The organism is Bradyrhizobium sp. WD16 (assembly GCF_024181725.1).
In the GTDB taxonomy this organism is placed as follows: Bacteria; Pseudomonadota; Alphaproteobacteria; order Rhizobiales; family Xanthobacteraceae; genus Bradyrhizobium_A.
Genome location: NZ_CP028908.1, coordinates 3445732 through 3459171, shown reverse-complemented (window position 1 = coordinate 3459171; position 13440 = coordinate 3445732). Strand labels below are relative to the sequence as shown.

At 64.6% G+C, this 13440-nt stretch carries 17 protein-coding genes and 1 pseudogene; 12 read left to right on the top strand and 6 right to left on the bottom strand.

The features are described from left to right. Nucleotides 1-684 precede the first annotated feature (684 nt). Nucleotides 685-885: a hypothetical protein gene (locus tag DB459_RS15940; protein WP_253706220.1), complete on the top strand. Its 201-nt coding sequence runs from the start codon at nt 685-687 to the stop codon at nt 883-885. Nucleotides 886-930: 45 nt separating this feature from the next. On the opposite strand, the gene DB459_RS15935 is transcribed toward DB459_RS15940, so the two are convergent. Continuing rightward, a complete protein-coding gene (locus DB459_RS15935) occupies nt 931-1167 on the bottom strand; it encodes a hypothetical protein (protein ID WP_253706219.1) in 237 nt (78 codons plus the stop codon). A gap of 170 nt (nt 1168-1337) precedes the next feature. On the opposite strand from DB459_RS15935, the gene DB459_RS15930 reads away from it, so the two are divergent. The 7 genes from DB459_RS15930 (at nt 1338) to DB459_RS15900 (ending at nt 8113) form a co-directional block, all read left to right on the top strand. Then, the gene (locus DB459_RS15930; RefSeq protein ID WP_253706218.1) at nt 1338-2300 is read left to right on the top strand and encodes a Ku protein; all 963 of its coding nucleotides are present in this window, start codon (nt 1338-1340) and stop codon (nt 2298-2300) included. Nucleotides 2301-2549: 249 nt separating this feature from the next. Further along, nucleotides 2550-3371, top strand: coding sequence for an alpha/beta fold hydrolase (locus DB459_RS15925; RefSeq protein ID WP_253706217.1), 822 nt, complete (start codon nt 2550-2552; stop codon nt 3369-3371). 184 nt (nt 3372-3555) lie between these two features. Next, entirely contained in the window at nt 3556-4206 is a 651-nt protein-coding gene (locus DB459_RS15920) for a hydrolase (protein WP_253713598.1), read from the top strand. Between the two features lie 59 nt (nt 4207-4265). Further along, nucleotides 4266-4556: a XapX domain-containing protein gene (locus DB459_RS15915; protein WP_253706216.1), complete on the top strand. Its 291-nt coding sequence runs from the start codon at nt 4266-4268 to the stop codon at nt 4554-4556. Next, a complete protein-coding gene (locus tag DB459_RS15910; protein WP_253706215.1) occupies nt 4553-6439 on the top strand; it encodes an amidohydrolase in 1887 nt (628 codons plus the stop codon). The genes DB459_RS15915 and DB459_RS15910 overlap by 4 nt, the downstream gene beginning before the upstream one ends. Before the next feature lie 58 nt (nt 6440-6497). Next, nucleotides 6498-7184, top strand: a complete 687-nt coding sequence (locus tag DB459_RS15905) for a DUF1275 family protein (protein ID WP_253706214.1) — start codon at nt 6498-6500, stop codon at nt 7182-7184. A 77-nt stretch (nt 7185-7261) separates the two neighbouring features. Then, entirely contained in the window at nt 7262-8113 is an 852-nt protein-coding gene (locus DB459_RS15900) for a class I SAM-dependent methyltransferase (RefSeq protein WP_253706213.1), read from the top strand. Nucleotides 8114-8202: 89 nt separating this feature from the next. Here the strand turns inward: DB459_RS15900 and DB459_RS15895 are convergent, their stop codons facing one another. Then, nucleotides 8203-8442, bottom strand: a complete 240-nt coding sequence (locus DB459_RS15895; protein WP_253706212.1) for a hypothetical protein — start codon at nt 8440-8442, stop codon at nt 8203-8205. Between the two features lie 11 nt (nt 8443-8453). Between DB459_RS15895 and DB459_RS15890 the strand changes: the two are divergent. Next, nucleotides 8454-8690 (top strand): annotated as a pseudogene (locus tag DB459_RS15890) (PRC-barrel domain-containing protein); the annotation flags it as partial. A 196-nt stretch (nt 8691-8886) separates the two neighbouring features. Here DB459_RS15890 and DB459_RS15885 read toward each other — a convergent pair. After that, the gene (locus DB459_RS15885) at nt 8887-9126 is read right to left on the bottom strand and encodes a hypothetical protein (protein WP_253706211.1); all 240 of its coding nucleotides are present in this window, start codon (nt 9124-9126) and stop codon (nt 8887-8889) included. Nucleotides 9127-9247: 121 nt separating this feature from the next. Then, nucleotides 9248-10585: a sorbosone dehydrogenase family protein gene (locus DB459_RS15880; RefSeq protein ID WP_253706210.1), complete on the bottom strand. Its 1338-nt coding sequence runs from the start codon at nt 10583-10585 to the stop codon at nt 9248-9250. 522 nt (nt 10586-11107) lie between these two features. Here DB459_RS15880 and DB459_RS15875 point away from each other — a divergent pair. Beyond that, nucleotides 11108-11425 carry a hypothetical protein gene (locus DB459_RS15875; protein WP_253706209.1) on the top strand — a complete coding sequence of 106 codons (318 nt, stop codon included), beginning with the start codon at nt 11108-11110 and terminating at the stop codon, nt 11423-11425. 51 nt (nt 11426-11476) lie between these two features. Here the strand turns inward: DB459_RS15875 and DB459_RS15870 are convergent, their stop codons facing one another. Beyond that, the gene (locus DB459_RS15870) at nt 11477-11836 is read right to left on the bottom strand and encodes a hypothetical protein (RefSeq protein WP_253706208.1); all 360 of its coding nucleotides are present in this window, start codon (nt 11834-11836) and stop codon (nt 11477-11479) included. Nucleotides 11837-12054: 218 nt separating this feature from the next. Between DB459_RS15870 and DB459_RS15865 the strand changes: the two genes are divergently transcribed. Both DB459_RS15865 and DB459_RS15860 read left to right on the top strand, forming a co-directional pair. Then, nucleotides 12055-12486, top strand: a complete 432-nt coding sequence (locus tag DB459_RS15865) for a VOC family protein (protein WP_253706207.1) — start codon at nt 12055-12057, stop codon at nt 12484-12486. Nucleotides 12487-12602: 116 nt separating this feature from the next. After that, entirely contained in the window at nt 12603-12848 is a 246-nt protein-coding gene (locus DB459_RS15860; RefSeq protein ID WP_253713597.1) for a DUF2171 domain-containing protein, read from the top strand. A gap of 394 nt (nt 12849-13242) precedes the next feature. Here the strand turns inward: DB459_RS15860 and DB459_RS15855 are convergent, their stop codons facing one another. Beyond that, the gene (locus tag DB459_RS15855) at nt 13243-13437 is read right to left on the bottom strand and encodes a hypothetical protein (protein WP_253706206.1); all 195 of its coding nucleotides are present in this window, start codon (nt 13435-13437) and stop codon (nt 13243-13245) included. Between the last annotated feature and the right edge of the window lie 3 nt (nt 13438-13440).

The window sequence follows — 13440 nt, the reverse complement described above, 5'->3', positions numbered from 1 at the left end:
GAAGCCGTGCGACGGCGCTCGATTTCGCAACCGGTGTGCGACTTTCCTGCAACGAACGCGGCCGCCGGAGCGCAGGATTCAGGCAATGGCGCGGCATCGCGACGGCTCAATTGCGCCACCGGGATCCTGCCAGGAGCCGGCGGCAGCATCTGGCCTGTTCCTGCACCAGCCAGCCACGACCGCAGCCCCGCGACTTTCGTTGGAATCACGATCGCGGCGCCCGGCAGCGCGGCGTCCGGCCCGACGTTTCTGGCCCAAACCAAATCCACGCGGTCAGGATTGGACCATGTCCCGCCCCGTCGAAGCCGCGTTAACCCAGATCATCACGACCTACGCCCTGATGGCGCCCGAAGCCTCCCCCGAGTGCGTGCGCGCTGAACTCACCCCCTATCCGAAGGGCCTCTACGCCGCCGGGAGCGCGACGTGGAGGCGCTCGCGATCGCCGGCCTGGCGCGCCTGCGCGCCCAGCACCAACCAGCCTGAGGGCCCTTCCCGCCGCCTCCGGATATCCCGCGGCATTGCAGTCGGAATCGAGGCTGTCGCACAACCATCACAAGTCGCGGTTGGTTGACTCCTGCTCCGCCCGCGTGGTTTCAACCTGTGCGGCTTGTGGGGCTGGAGACTCTCCTGCCGCACCAGAACGGTGCCGACCCACGTTGATCGCTCGCTCAGGTGATGGAAAAAATGAAGAAGCAGGATGTTGAGATCTTCCGCCGGGCCGTCGAACTGGCTGCCACCGGCGACTGTGCCGACTGGACGGACATCCAGGCCCGTCTGGTCGAAAAGGGGTTTCGCCGGGCCCCCGACCTCCTCGACGGCCAGAAGATCCGGGCGATCCTCGATGCCCAATGCGCGCTCAACCGTCCGCGCAAAAAGACGAAATGACGAGCCCGGACCGAACTGACGGAACGCGGCCTGAAGCGCCGGCGCTCAATCGGCGCTGCGCAGCCGCCGCATGGTGAATTCGATCTCGTCACCGGGCAGTTCGCGCCAATACTCGACCTCACTCATATAGGCGGCCTTCGGCCAGCGATCGAGAAAGGCGCGCGCGGTCTGCCGCGCCCGCTCACGCGGCTCGCGAAAGGTTTCCCGTACATAGCCGTCATTGGCGCGCTGGGCGCGGCGCCGGGCCATTTTGTCTGCGAGGTCGCGCGGGGTCTGACCCATCGCCGGTACTCCACAAGGCGAGCATGGCTAGAGTTAATCTCGCCGGCGTCCGGCGCAAGGCGGTGAGCCCGGCGGGGAACCGAAACCCGCCCATGCGGTAGACCCGGAGTGGCTTGACGCTCCCGGCGCCCCGGGATTTGATGGGCCGTTCGGTTGCGTTGGAGTTGATCATGGCGCCGCGTGCGAACTGGAAGGGCTTTCTCCGTCTGTCGCTGGTGACCTGCCCGGTGGCCCTCTATCCGGCCACCTCGGAATCCGAGAAGGTCAGCTTCAACCAGATCAACAAGGCGACCGGCCACCGGATCAAATACCTCAAGGTCGATGCCGAGACCGGCGACGAAGTGTCCTCCGACGCCATCGTCAAAGGCTACAAGATCGATACCGACACCTACCTCGAGGTCACCCAGGACGAGATCGACGCCATCCTGCCGGAATCGAGCCACACCATCGAGATCGACGAATTCGTACCGCGAACGGAGATCGACGATCTCTACCTGATGCGCCCCTATTATCTCGTGCCCGACGGCAAGGTCGGCCACGATGCCTTCGCGGTGATCCGCGAAACCATCAAATCCATGGACAAGGTGGCGCTCGCACGCGTGGTGCTGACCAATCGCGAGCATGTCATCGCGCTGCAGGCTCGCGGCAAGGGACTGGTGGGACTCTTGCTGCGCTACCCTTACGAAGTGCGCGACGAGAAGGAGTATTTCGACGGCATCGACGACGTCAGACTGACGAAGGACATGCTCGATCTCGCCAAGCACATCGTGGCGAACAAGTCCGGACATTTCGAGCCTGAGAAATTCCGCGACGATTACGAGACCGCTCTGATCGACCTGATCAACCGCAAGCGCGCCGGGCACCCCATCGCCAGGGCCAAGCCCCACCGCGAGGGCAATGTCATCGACCTGATGGAGGCGCTGCGCCGCAGCCTGGGCAAGGACGCCGCGCCTGCCGCCCATGAAAAGACCACTGCGGGTGCGCCCACCAAGGCCAAGAAGGGCCGCAAGCGGATCGCAGGGCAGACCGAGATGCTGCTGCCCATTTCCGGCAAGGGCGCGGGCCGCAAACCCAGGGAAGAACCGGCCAAGGCCCCGGCGAAGAAGCCGGGCCGCGCCCGCAAGGCCGGCTGAGGATCGCCGCTGCCTGCTGCGTGCCGCACCCCGGCCCGACTTTTTGGCTCGGGTTCCATCTGCTGTTGTCTTCATCTCGCCCATACAACGCCCGGGCATCTGCCGCCGGAGGGAGCGCTGGCGCCCATCCGCAGCATTGTCCTCACTTCGTGAACAAGCCTGTCACGATTGCGCGGATTGTTTGGACCGGTATCTTTCAACTACAAATGGCCATGAATTATTGAGCCACTTCGAGCAGCGAGGACGATCATGGCCAACATCACCACCAAGGACGGCACCGAGATCTACTACAAGGACTGGGGTCACGGGCAGCCGGTCGTCTTCAGCCATGGCTGGCCGCTGAGTTCGGATGCCTGGGAGGACCAGATGTTCTTCCTCGCCTCCCACGGCTACCGCGTCATCGCCCATGACCGGCGCGGCCATGGCCGCTCCAGCCAGCCCTGGCATCGCAACGACATGGATACCTATGCCGACGATCTCGCCGAACTCGTCAACCAACTCGATCTCATCGATGCCGTGCATGTCGGACACTCCACCGGCGGCGGCGAGGTCGCGCGCTATATCGGACGCCACGGCACCGGACGCGTCGCCAAGGCGGTGCTGGTCGGCGCCGTGCCGCCGGTGATGCTCAAGGGCCCGAACAATCCGAACGGCCTGCCGATGGAGGTGTTCGATGGCATCCGCAAGGGCGTACTCGCCGACCGTTCGCAGCTCTTCAAGGACTTCACCGATCCCTTCTACGGCTACAACCGGCCCGGTGCGAAAGCGTCCCAGGGCGTGCGTGACACATTCTGGCTGCAGGGCATGATGGCCGGCCTGCCCGCCGCCTACTTCTGCGTCAAAGCCTTCTCGGAAACCGACATGACCGAGGACCTGAAGAAGATGACCGTGCCGACGCTGATCGTCCATGGCGACGACGACCAGATCGTGCCGATCGGCGGCTCCGCCCTGCTCTCCGTCAAGCTCGCGCCCAAGGCCACGCTCAAGATCTATGAGGGCGCCCCGCACGGGCTCGCCACCACCCACAAGGACCGGCTCAACGCCGACCTGATCGCTTTCCTCAAGAGCTGACGAGGAAATCCGAAGCACGACTTTCGCGCCGCCATTCGCGGCGAATGGCAGAGATTTGCCATCGTCACTGTCGTCAAACCTGAACAATCATCCTTGAATGCGCCGGTGTCCTCATATCCGCGCGTTCCGATCGGGCCCACCCCGCAGAATATCCCGCGCACACCAACGAGGATTTCAGATGACCATCATCGCAACCCCGACCCCGGGTCCCGACCTCCTCAATCCCGCCAACCACGCCCTGATCATGATCGACTTCCAGTCGCAGATGGCGTTCGCCACCAAATCGATCGATGCGGTGACGCTGCGCAATAATGCGGCGCTGATCTCGCGCGCCGCCGCCGGCTTCAAGGTGCCGACCATCCTCACCACGGTCGCCGAGAAGAGCTTCTCCGGGCCGATGTTCGGTGAGATCACCGACGCCTTTCGAAACCAGCCGCTGCTGGACCGCACCTCGATGAACACCTGGGAAGACGCCGCCGTAATCGAGCACGTGAACGCCATCGGCAGGGACCGCCTCGTCTTTGCCGGACTGTGGACCTCGGTCTGCATCGTCGGCCCGACGCTGTCGGCACTAGCGCAGGGTTTCGAGGTCTATGTCATCGCCGACGCCTGCGGCGACGTTTCCGACGAAGCTCATGAGCGGGCAATGGAGCGGATGATCCAGACAGGCGTGCGGCCGATGACATCGCTGCAATATCTGCTCGAGCTGCAACGCGACTGGGCCCGCACCGAAACCTACGAGATGACCACCGGCATCGCCCGCCAATACGGCGGCGCCTATGGCCTCGGCATCATCTACGCCAAGGCGATGTTCGGCGCCGCAGAAGGCCATTGATCTCCTCCTTCTGCTCCGGCGGTCCACGCGCCGGAGCACTCCTTCCTGAGGATTGGCCGATGAAGATGTACCTATACTCCCTCGGCGCCGGCCTTCTGGTCGGCGTCATCTACAGCCTGCTCAATGTGCGCTCGCCTGCGCCGCCGCTCGTGGCGCTCGTCGGTCTCGCCGGCATTCTGGCCGGCGAGCAGGTCGTTCCACTCGCGCGCCGGCTGATCGAAGGTCAGGATCTCGCGGCGGCCTGGCGGCTCGAAAGCTGCACACCCCATGTTTTCGGACATCTGCCCGGCCGCGCGGCCGCCGAGGCAACGTCCATCACCACGCCGACCGCCTCGGAGACCCGCTCATGACGCTCCAGCAAGCACCGGATCTGATTCTGCATCGCGGGCTCTTCACCACGCTCGACCGAACCAATCCGACCGCCAGCGCCGTAGCGATCACCGGGGGCCGCTTCACCGCCGTCGGCCACGACGCCGAAGTGATGCGCCTGGCCGGACCGGCGACGCGCGTCATCGACCTTGCCGGCCGCCGCGTGCTGCCGGGCCTGATCGACAACCACCTGCACATCATTCGCGGCGGCCTGAACTTCAACATGGAGTTGCGCTGGGATGGCGTACGCTCGCTTGCCGACGCCATGGCCATGCTCCGCGCCCAGGTGGCGATCACACCACCCCCGCAATGGGTGCGCGTCATCGGCGGCTTCACCGAGCATCAGTTTGCCGAAAAACGGCTACCGACCATTGACGAACTCAATGCCGCCGCACCGGATACCCCGGTTTTCCTGCTGCATCTCTATGATCGTGCGATCCTCAACGGCGCAGCGTTGCGCGCCGTCGGCTACACCCGCGACACGGCCAACCCGCCCGGCGGCGAGATCGTCCGCGACGGTGACGGCAACCCCACCGGCCTGCTGCTGGCAAAGCCCAATGCCGGCATCCTTTACGCCACCCTCGCCAAGGGGCCGAAGCTGCCCTTCGAGTACCAGGTCAACTCAACACGGCATTTCATGCGGGAATTGAACCGGCTCGGCGTCACCGGGGCCATCGACGCAGGCGGCGGCTTTCAGAATTATCCCGAGGATTACGCCGTCATCCGCAGGCTCAGCGACGACGGCCAGCTCACCATCCGCCTTGCCTACAATCTCTTCACCCAGAAGCCCAAAGGCGAGAAAGACGACTTCCTGAACTGGACGCGCACGTCGCAATACAAGCAGGGCGACGACTATTTCCGTCACAACGGCGCCGGCGAAATGCTGGTGTTCTCCGCCGCGGATTTCGAGGATTTCCGCCAGGAGCGCCCGGATATGCCGGCCGAGATGGAAGGCGAACTCGACGAGGTCGTGCGCATCCTCGCGCAAAACCGCTGGCCCTGGCGTCTTCACGCCACCTATGACGAGACGATCTCGCGGGCGCTCGATGTGTTCGAGCGCGTCAACCAGGACATTCCGCTCACCGGGCTGCATTGGTTCTTCGATCATGCCGAAACCATCTCGGACCAATCGATCGATCGTATCGCCGCGCTCGGCGGCGGCGTCGCCGTGCAGCACCGCATGGCTTACCAGGGCGAATATTTCGTCGAGCGCTATGGTCCAGGAGCGGCGGAAGCGACACCGCCGGTCAAGCGCATGCTCGACAAGGGTGTGCGGATCTCCGCCGGCACCGATGCGACCCGCGTCGCCTCGTACAATCCGTGGGTCTCCCTCGCCTGGCTGGTGACGGGGCGCACCGTCGGCGGCATGCGCCTCACGCCCCAGCGCAACTGTCTCGACCGCGAAACCGCGCTGCGGATGTGGACCGAGAATGTCACCTGGTTCTCCAACGAGGAGGGCAAGAAGGGCCGTATCTCGAAAGGCATGCTCGCCGATCTTATCGTTCCAGATCGCGACTATTTCAGCTGCCCGGAGACGGAGATCGCCGACATCACTTCGGATCTCACCATCGTCGGCGGCAAGGTGGTTTACCGCACTAGCCGTTTCAGGACGCTCGAAGACGTCGAACTGCCTCCCGCGATGCCGGACTGGTCGCCGGTGCGGCGGTTCGGCGGCTACGCGGCGTGGGGCGCGGACGAAACCAACCGGTCCTCGCTGCGCATGACCGCGGCGGCGAAATGCGGCTGCGCGCAGAGTTGCGGCGTGCACGGCCACGACCACGCCACCGCCTGGTCGCGCAAGCTCGCCGTAGCAGACCTGAAATCCTTCTGGGGTGCCCTCGGCTGCGCCTGCTGGGCGGTGTGAACGACGACGTCACGCCATCAACGCCATTGATGAGATGATCTTCACGCGAGGTTCGACCATGTCCGCCGCCGCTCCGCGACCGATGCTGCCGCTCCTTTTGAGTTTCAATGCCGGTTACGTCGACACTGCCGGCTTCCTGGCGCTGCAAGGCCTCTTCACCGCCCATGTCACCGGCAATTTCGTCACCTTCGGCGCCGCCATGGTGCTGGGTATTTCGGGCGCCGTGGCGAAGCTGCTGGCGCTGCCGGTGTTCTGCGCGGTGGTGATCGCAACCCGGCTGCTGAGCAGCCGTCTGTCGCTGCGCAGCCTGCTGGCCGGCAAGACCCTGCTGCTCGCCATCGCGGCAGCCATGGCAGTACGCCTCGGCCCCTTTGTCGACGGCGATACCATTCCAGCCATCGCCACCGGCATGGTGCTGGTGGCCGCCATGGCAGTACAGAACGCGGTCCATCGCATTCATCTGGCCGCGGCGCCACCGACCACGCTGATGACCGGCACCACCACCCAGATCATGATCGACATCGCCGACCTGCTGCATGGCGGCGAATGGCAACCGGAAAATTCGGCACGACTCGGCCGCATGGCCGCCGCTGTGGCGCTGTTTGCGCTCGGCTGCGGGTTAGCCGCCCTCGCCTTCGCGGCCAGCGGGGCTTGGTGCTTCGTCCTGCCGCCGGTCGTCGCGGCCGCGACCCTGCCGCTGAGCCACGCGGAATCGGGCAGCGCCTTGCAAACGGCACGGCCCTGATCCGAGCCGCTGCCTCATGTCGCGAATGTCTTCGCCATGCTATGAGGTTCTCGAGCGCATCAGCATGCAGGACCGCCATGACAGCGACACCTCCGATCGTCGACCAGGCCGCCTACTGGAACGGGGCCGCGGGACGAAAATGGACCGACTTTCAGGACAGCCTCGATGTCACCTTCGTGCCGGTGCTCGACGAACTGCTCCACCGCGCCGACATCCGTCCCGGCGAGCGGGTCATCGATATCGGCTGCGGCTGCGGCGCCTCGGCCATCGCCCTTGCCGAGCGCGTCGGATCGAACGGCCATGTCACGGCCCTCGACATCTCGGCTGAAATGCTGGCCCGGGCGCGGCAGCGTACACCTGCGGCCCTCGAGATCGACTACCTTCAGGCGGATGCCGCCAGCCATCCGTTCGCGAAGGAAGCGGCAGATGCCCTGGTGTCGCGCTTCGGAGTGATGTTCTTCGACGATCCGGTGCAGGCCTTCACCAACCTGGCGGCAGCGCTGCGTCGGGGCGGGCGGCTGGCTTTCGTCTGCTGGCGCGCGCCGCGCGAGAACCCCTATTTCATCGCCGCCGTCCAGGAGGCCTACAAGCACGTGCCGCGGCTGCCTGAAATGAAGCCGGAGGACCCCGGTCCCTTCGCCTTCGCCAGCGAGGAGCGTGTACGCGCGATCCTCACCGAAGCCGGCTTCGGCGCGCTCGCGCTCGCGCCCTTCGATGCCGAACTCGACATGGCAGCCGGCCGCGGCCTCGATCAGGCACTGACGGTTGCCACGTCGATCGGTCCCGCCAGCCGGGCGCTCGAGGGGCAGCCGCAGGACAAGGTCGAGGCTGCCCGCGCCGACATTCGCACCATGCTCGCCCGCCACCAGCAGGGGGCGCGCGTCCTGCTCAAGGCCGCGATGTGGATGGTGACCGCGGTCAAGCCCTGACCGGCGACTTCCCTTAGAGGACTCGCTGCGAGCAACGAAGGGAATTTCTGAACCACCACACTGGAGCGCGATAGCTTCGAATTGAATCGCTATCGCGCTCCAACCTTTTGATGGAGCATGATCTTATCGAAAAACCGGCACCCCTTTTCCGGATCATGCTCTCCAGAGGGTGCGCAGCCGCCTTCGGCAATCTGTAGTGCGTCACCAGCGGACAGGCGCTGTCGGCGAGTTTGCCGAATGCTTCCTCGCAGCGCATGGATGTCGCTGATGAAGGCCAGCAAGGCGGCGGGCTTCATGGTCTTGGCGATGATCGGCGATATCGACGACATGTCCGGGCTCTATCATGATCGAAAAGCGCACCGGTCGGGTGTCCTACGCCGTATTGAGCTTCGGCGGCTTTCTCGGCATCGGCGACGATCACTGCCCCTTGCCGTGGCCGTCACTGAAATACAATCCCAAGCTCGGTGGCTACCAGGTGATGGTCACCAGTCGGCAGCTCAAGGCCGCGCAGCTCCACGAGCCCGGCTCTGGTCTCGACTGGGGCGACGCGACAACCATGCGCGGCATCGACGATTGAGACGAATTGGGCATGCAAGAGCGCGATAGCTTCAAATTGAAGCGCCGTCGCGCCCTCATTTTTTTTGACGGAGCATGATCTCATCGGAAAACCGGCGTCTACTTTTGTGGATCATGCTCCAGCCGCGATCCGCCGGCCTCGCATGATCCGGGTGACCCGAATTCAGAAATCGAAAATCTCAACATTCTATAGATCCTCAGAGATCCAAAATCAGGTCCGCTAAATGGCGCTCATAGGCGGCAATCGCCTTGTTGGCGAGGCGCAACGGATGACGCTCACCCCTCTCGAGCAAATGGACGATTGCTTCCGACAGCAGGAGATGGCTCCGACTCTCGTTGGCGATCTGGCCCGAGCGCAACAGGTAATCCCACGCGATGTTGTACGCGTCTTCGATCACCTTGGCATCTGGAATTCCGAACAGGATGGCGACCGTCATGTTGAACCAACGCTGCCCGGCAGGTCCCGTTCCAGGCGCTCCCGGAAGGCTGATGGAAAGATCCCGCCTGCACCCGATCCGATCGCAGCGAGCCCCCTCTGCGTCACTTGCCGTCTTTGGATCACTTGCCGACGTAACTGATCCGCCAGATCGTGCCGCTCGCATCCTCCGAGACGAGGAGCGCTCCGTCATGGGCCACGGCAATGCCGACCGGCCGCCCCCAGACTTCTGCATCGTTGAGGACAAAACCGGTCGCGAAGTCCTCGTATTCGCCAGTGGGCACGCCGTCCTTCGTGCGGACGCGGATCACCTTGTAGCCGGTCCGCTTCGAGCGATTCCAGGAGCCGTGCTCGGCGACGAAGGCATCACCGCGATAGGCAGGAGGAAACGCGCTCGCCTCATAGAACGCCATCTCCATCGAGGCCGAATGAGCCTGGATCAACACGTCGGGTACGGTGACCTTGTCGGCGAGGTCGGGCCGAGCCCCGGCATGATGCGGGTCGGCATGAGATCCTATGTAGTACCATGGCCAGCCATAGAACGCGCCCTCGCGCACCCGCGTGACATAATCCGGCACCAGATCGTCGCCCAGCCCGTCACGCTCGTTCACCGAGCACCAGACGTCGCCTTTGACCGAACTCACCGCCATGCCGACACAGTTGCGGATTCCCGTGGCGAACAGGTGCCGCCCTCCTCCTTCTGGATCGAAAGCCAGCACGGCAGCCCGATCGGTTTCCGACCCCCAGCTTGCACCAAGCGGGTGCCGGGCGACGAAATCCTCGCGCCACCCCGGCGCCTCGCCCATGCCTTCGCCGTCGTTGCCAGCGCTGCCGACCGACACCAGCATCAGGGTGTCGTCGCGGGCAAAGACGATATCGCGGGTCCAGTGCCCCGCGCCTTGCGGCAGGTCGCCGACGACGCGCTGCGGCTCGCCACGGGCGGCCACATCACCCGGCGCATAGGGAAAGCGCAGCACTGCGCGCGGTGTCGCCACGTAGAGGAACCGTGGATTGGGCCCGCTCGGAAAGAAGGCCATGCCGAAGGGCCGGTCCAGTCCGCTGGCGAAATCCTGTTTCAAGGCCGCCTTGGTCGCCCCATCTGCCGCGCGCAGCACCCGGATCCGGCCGGCGTAGGTTTCGGCGACGAAGATGTCGCCGTTGGGCGCAACCCGCATCAGGCGCGGCCCGCTGAGCCCCTCGGCGAAAAGTTCGGCTTTGAAACCCTCCGGCACATCCGGCAGCGCCGCCGCCGGGCGCCGCACGATGCGCGGGGTGTTGCTGGCCGAGCGCGTTGCACCGGGACGCGGCAGGTCATCGACCTGGATGTGCCGGGACCGGCCCGGCTTGTCGGCACGCCAGTCACCGAACGCGGAAGGCCCGGTGAGCGTCTGGGCCGTGACGGCGGACAGCGCCGCCATCAGGCATGCGCTTGTCAGGAGAAGCGTGCGGCGCGGCGACATCGGCATCCTCACCTCTCGACCATCACCGCGGTCAAAGCATCGGCGATGAACTATGCGTTAAACCGCGCCGCGCAATTGATCCGCAAATGGTTGCCGGCGCGGTTAGGTTAAATCAGGATTCACATTGCGGTCGCAGCGGATCAAGCTAAAGACAACCCCATTGCTGAAGGGGCAAAACAATGATCCAGAAAGGCTTGAAGGTCTCGCTCTATTCGCTCGGCGCCGCCATGATTGGCGTGCCGGTCAGCATGGCAGCCTGGGTGGCGCTGGCGCTGATCGGCTATTGATCGCTAGTGTCCTGTCTCCGAATTACCGCTTCATTTGCCTCACCCTCGCACGGTAATTCGGAGACATCAGGACACTAGCAAAATCAAAAAGCTAGTGCGGCTTATGTCTCGCAATTGCCTACAGGGGCTTGCCGCGAAGGGCATAGGCAATTGCGAGACGCCACACTAGCAGCCGGCCGGAACCTTTGTTCCCCTTGGAACGTTCCTCTCGATGCCCACTGGATCGGGAGGTCCCATGCCACGACCAGCCATTGCTCTGCTGAGCATCATCCTGGTTGGGACTGCACCGCCGGCCAACGCCGCCGATCTCAGTCCCACGGCCGCCGCCCGGACTCTTCGGGTTCACGTCAGCCACCATCATCATCGCTACGTGATTGGCCGCCACGGTATCGGCTGGGTGCAGCGGACCATCGGGATGAATTTTTTGCACAATTACGGCCCGGGGCCCCTGCCGGGAACCATCGCCACCTATGACGGCCCGCTCAGCCTTGATTGCGCGATGAATGCGGCCGCCTATCGCGGCCAGGACCGCCGTCGGCATCCCTGCCGATAGTGTGTTACCTGTTTGCAGGAATGCTGCAATGCTGGAGCATCGGAGACCGGCTCAGAGCCGCGGCCGCGCTGCTCCCGGCCCGAGGACCACGTCGTCCTCGTAGCCGATCTCCATCGGGATCCCGTTCCAGTGCAAAACGAAGCGGCATCCCGCTTCAAGGGTCAGCGCTCCCACCTCGCGCCCCTCGCAGGTGATGGCGAGGACCCAGTGCCGCGGCAAATGCGGCCGCTCCAGCAGCATGCGTTGAATGACGCCGGCGGCGAACACCGTCGCCTCGAGGTCGTCGGCAACAGCCGCGCCATCGTGGCCGGGCCCGTCGATGGGTTCGATGGGGTCACGGAGTTGAAAACGGTAAAATGCCATGGTGGAAAGATGGCCGGCGCTGCGAGTTCCCGCCTTGATGTCCGTCAAGGTCCGGCGGACACCCGAAATGGCAGCCGCGATGGTTAATACATATCAAACTATGATGATTTCAAGTGCGCTGCAGCGCCCGGCCAAGCGCCGCGTCCAACAGACGGGCGACCTCGGGCAGCGCCGCCTCGCGCTGAGGGGCCACGCGCAAGTCGGGTTCAGGCTTGCGCCCGGCCCGCCGGCGGGCACAAACTGGTCACGATTGAAGGATCACGCGAATGCCCGATCTCAATGGCGTGCTGGAGACGGCGATCTATGTCGACGACCTTGCACGGGCGCGTCGATTTTATGGCCAGCAACTCGGTCTCGCGGCAATGTACGAGGACGAGCGCATGAGCGCCTATGACGCCGGTCGCGGCGGCGTCCTGCTGGTATTCAGGCGTGGCGCCTCGCGCGAAGGAGCGCAGCTGGCGGGCGGCCGAATCCCGGGCCATGATGGTGAGGGCCCGCTGCATCTGGCCTTTGCCATCGCCGCCGAAGCCCTGCAAGCCTGGGAACAGCACATCGCGAGCCAGGGAATCATGATCGAAAGCCGCGTCCACTGGCTGCGAGGCGCGCACAGCATCTATTTTCGTGATCCGGACCAGCACCTCGTTGAGCTGGCGACTCCCGGCCTGTGGCCGAACAATGAGGCGCGGACCGGAAACTGAAGTGTCATGCGATGATGGCTGCCGGAGTAGACCAGCCCTGGCTGGCCTGCCTCGCCCATGAACCGCTGTCGATCGCCTGCATTGGATCAGTCCCCGAGCATTGCGAGGACCGTGCCATGGTGAATATCAAAGACATCAAGGAACATATGGAAGTGATCGGCGCCGACGGCGTCCATGTCGGCACCGTCGACCGGGTCGAGGGCCGCCGCATCAAGCTGACCAAGGCCAGCAGCGGCCAAGGACGCCATGAAGGTCATCATCACTTCATCGACGCCGGACTGATCGCGGACATCGAGGACGGCAAAGTCCGGCTGTCCGCCAACGGCGACATCGCCGTCAGCTTCGAGCAAAAGCAAGGCTGACCGGGCGACGCTGTCACGAGCCGCCACGGCGCTGCCCCGACCTCGCGGTCATCACCTCATGCCGATCCCAAAGTGGACTCGACGCTCACAAGGCCGCCCGGAACGCCAAAAGGTTCCAAGACGAGGACAGGCTTGGACGACGGCGGTGCCAAAGAACCGCCGGCCGGATGAACACGGGCGAGCCCGGCGAGACGCAGACCAACTCGGCCGATTGGAGGCGTACCTGAAGAGCTACGGCGAAACCGTCTCGGCGATAATGGACACCGCGCAGTCGTTGATGGGCAACATGGCGGGCGCGACGTCGCCTGACGACGCCGGAGGGTATTATGACGAAGGGTTTGCGGCAGCGAGAGATCCAACGCCGCCAGCCGGCCTTCGATCTCGCCCACTCGTCCTACAGACGCACGCCGGTGGTGGCGAATGCCTGCGCCGCCGGCTTCTGTACGCCGTTGAGCACGCCCGCCGCGACAACCGCAAGGGCGATCGCACACAGGCAGGCCAGGAGAAACGCTTTCATCTTGATCACCCCATCACGCCCCGGCGGCCTTCGCGAAGCGCGCGGCCCGCCGCCGTCCAGTTCTTCACGCATTCC

Bases quoted from the DNA above. Each gene is read 5' to 3' on its own strand.
- DB459_RS15940 (WP_253706220.1), top strand. From the start codon at position 685: ATGAAGAAGCAGGATGTTGAGATCTTCCGCCGGGCCGTCGAACTGGCT.
- DB459_RS15935 (WP_253706219.1), bottom strand. From the start codon at position 1,167: ATGGGTCAGACCCCGCGCGACCTCGCAGACAAAATGGCCCGGCGCCGC.
- DB459_RS15930 (WP_253706218.1), top strand. From the start codon at position 1,338: ATGGCGCCGCGTGCGAACTGGAAGGGCTTTCTCCGTCTGTCGCTGGTG.
- DB459_RS15925 (WP_253706217.1), top strand. From the start codon at position 2,550: ATGGCCAACATCACCACCAAGGACGGCACCGAGATCTACTACAAGGAC.
- DB459_RS15915 (WP_253706216.1), top strand. From the start codon at position 4,266: ATGAAGATGTACCTATACTCCCTCGGCGCCGGCCTTCTGGTCGGCGTC.
- DB459_RS15910 (WP_253706215.1), top strand. From the start codon at position 4,553: ATGACGCTCCAGCAAGCACCGGATCTGATTCTGCATCGCGGGCTCTTC.
- DB459_RS15905 (WP_253706214.1), top strand. From the start codon at position 6,498: ATGTCCGCCGCCGCTCCGCGACCGATGCTGCCGCTCCTTTTGAGTTTC.
- DB459_RS15900 (WP_253706213.1), top strand. From the start codon at position 7,262: ATGACAGCGACACCTCCGATCGTCGACCAGGCCGCCTACTGGAACGGG.
- DB459_RS15895 (WP_253706212.1), bottom strand. From the start codon at position 8,442: ATGTCGTCGATATCGCCGATCATCGCCAAGACCATGAAGCCCGCCGCC.
- DB459_RS15885 (WP_253706211.1), bottom strand. From the start codon at position 9,126: ATGACGGTCGCCATCCTGTTCGGAATTCCAGATGCCAAGGTGATCGAA.
- DB459_RS15880 (WP_253706210.1), bottom strand. From the start codon at position 10,585: ATGTCGCCGCGCCGCACGCTTCTCCTGACAAGCGCATGCCTGATGGCG.
- DB459_RS15875 (WP_253706209.1), top strand. From the start codon at position 11,108: ATGCCACGACCAGCCATTGCTCTGCTGAGCATCATCCTGGTTGGGACT.
- DB459_RS15865 (WP_253706207.1), top strand. From the start codon at position 12,055: ATGCCCGATCTCAATGGCGTGCTGGAGACGGCGATCTATGTCGACGAC.
- DB459_RS15860 (WP_253713597.1), top strand. From the start codon at position 12,603: ATGGTGAATATCAAAGACATCAAGGAACATATGGAAGTGATCGGCGCC.
- DB459_RS15855 (WP_253706206.1), bottom strand. From the start codon at position 13,437: ATGCGTGAAGAACTGGACGGCGGCGGGCCGCGCGCTTCGCGAAGGCCG.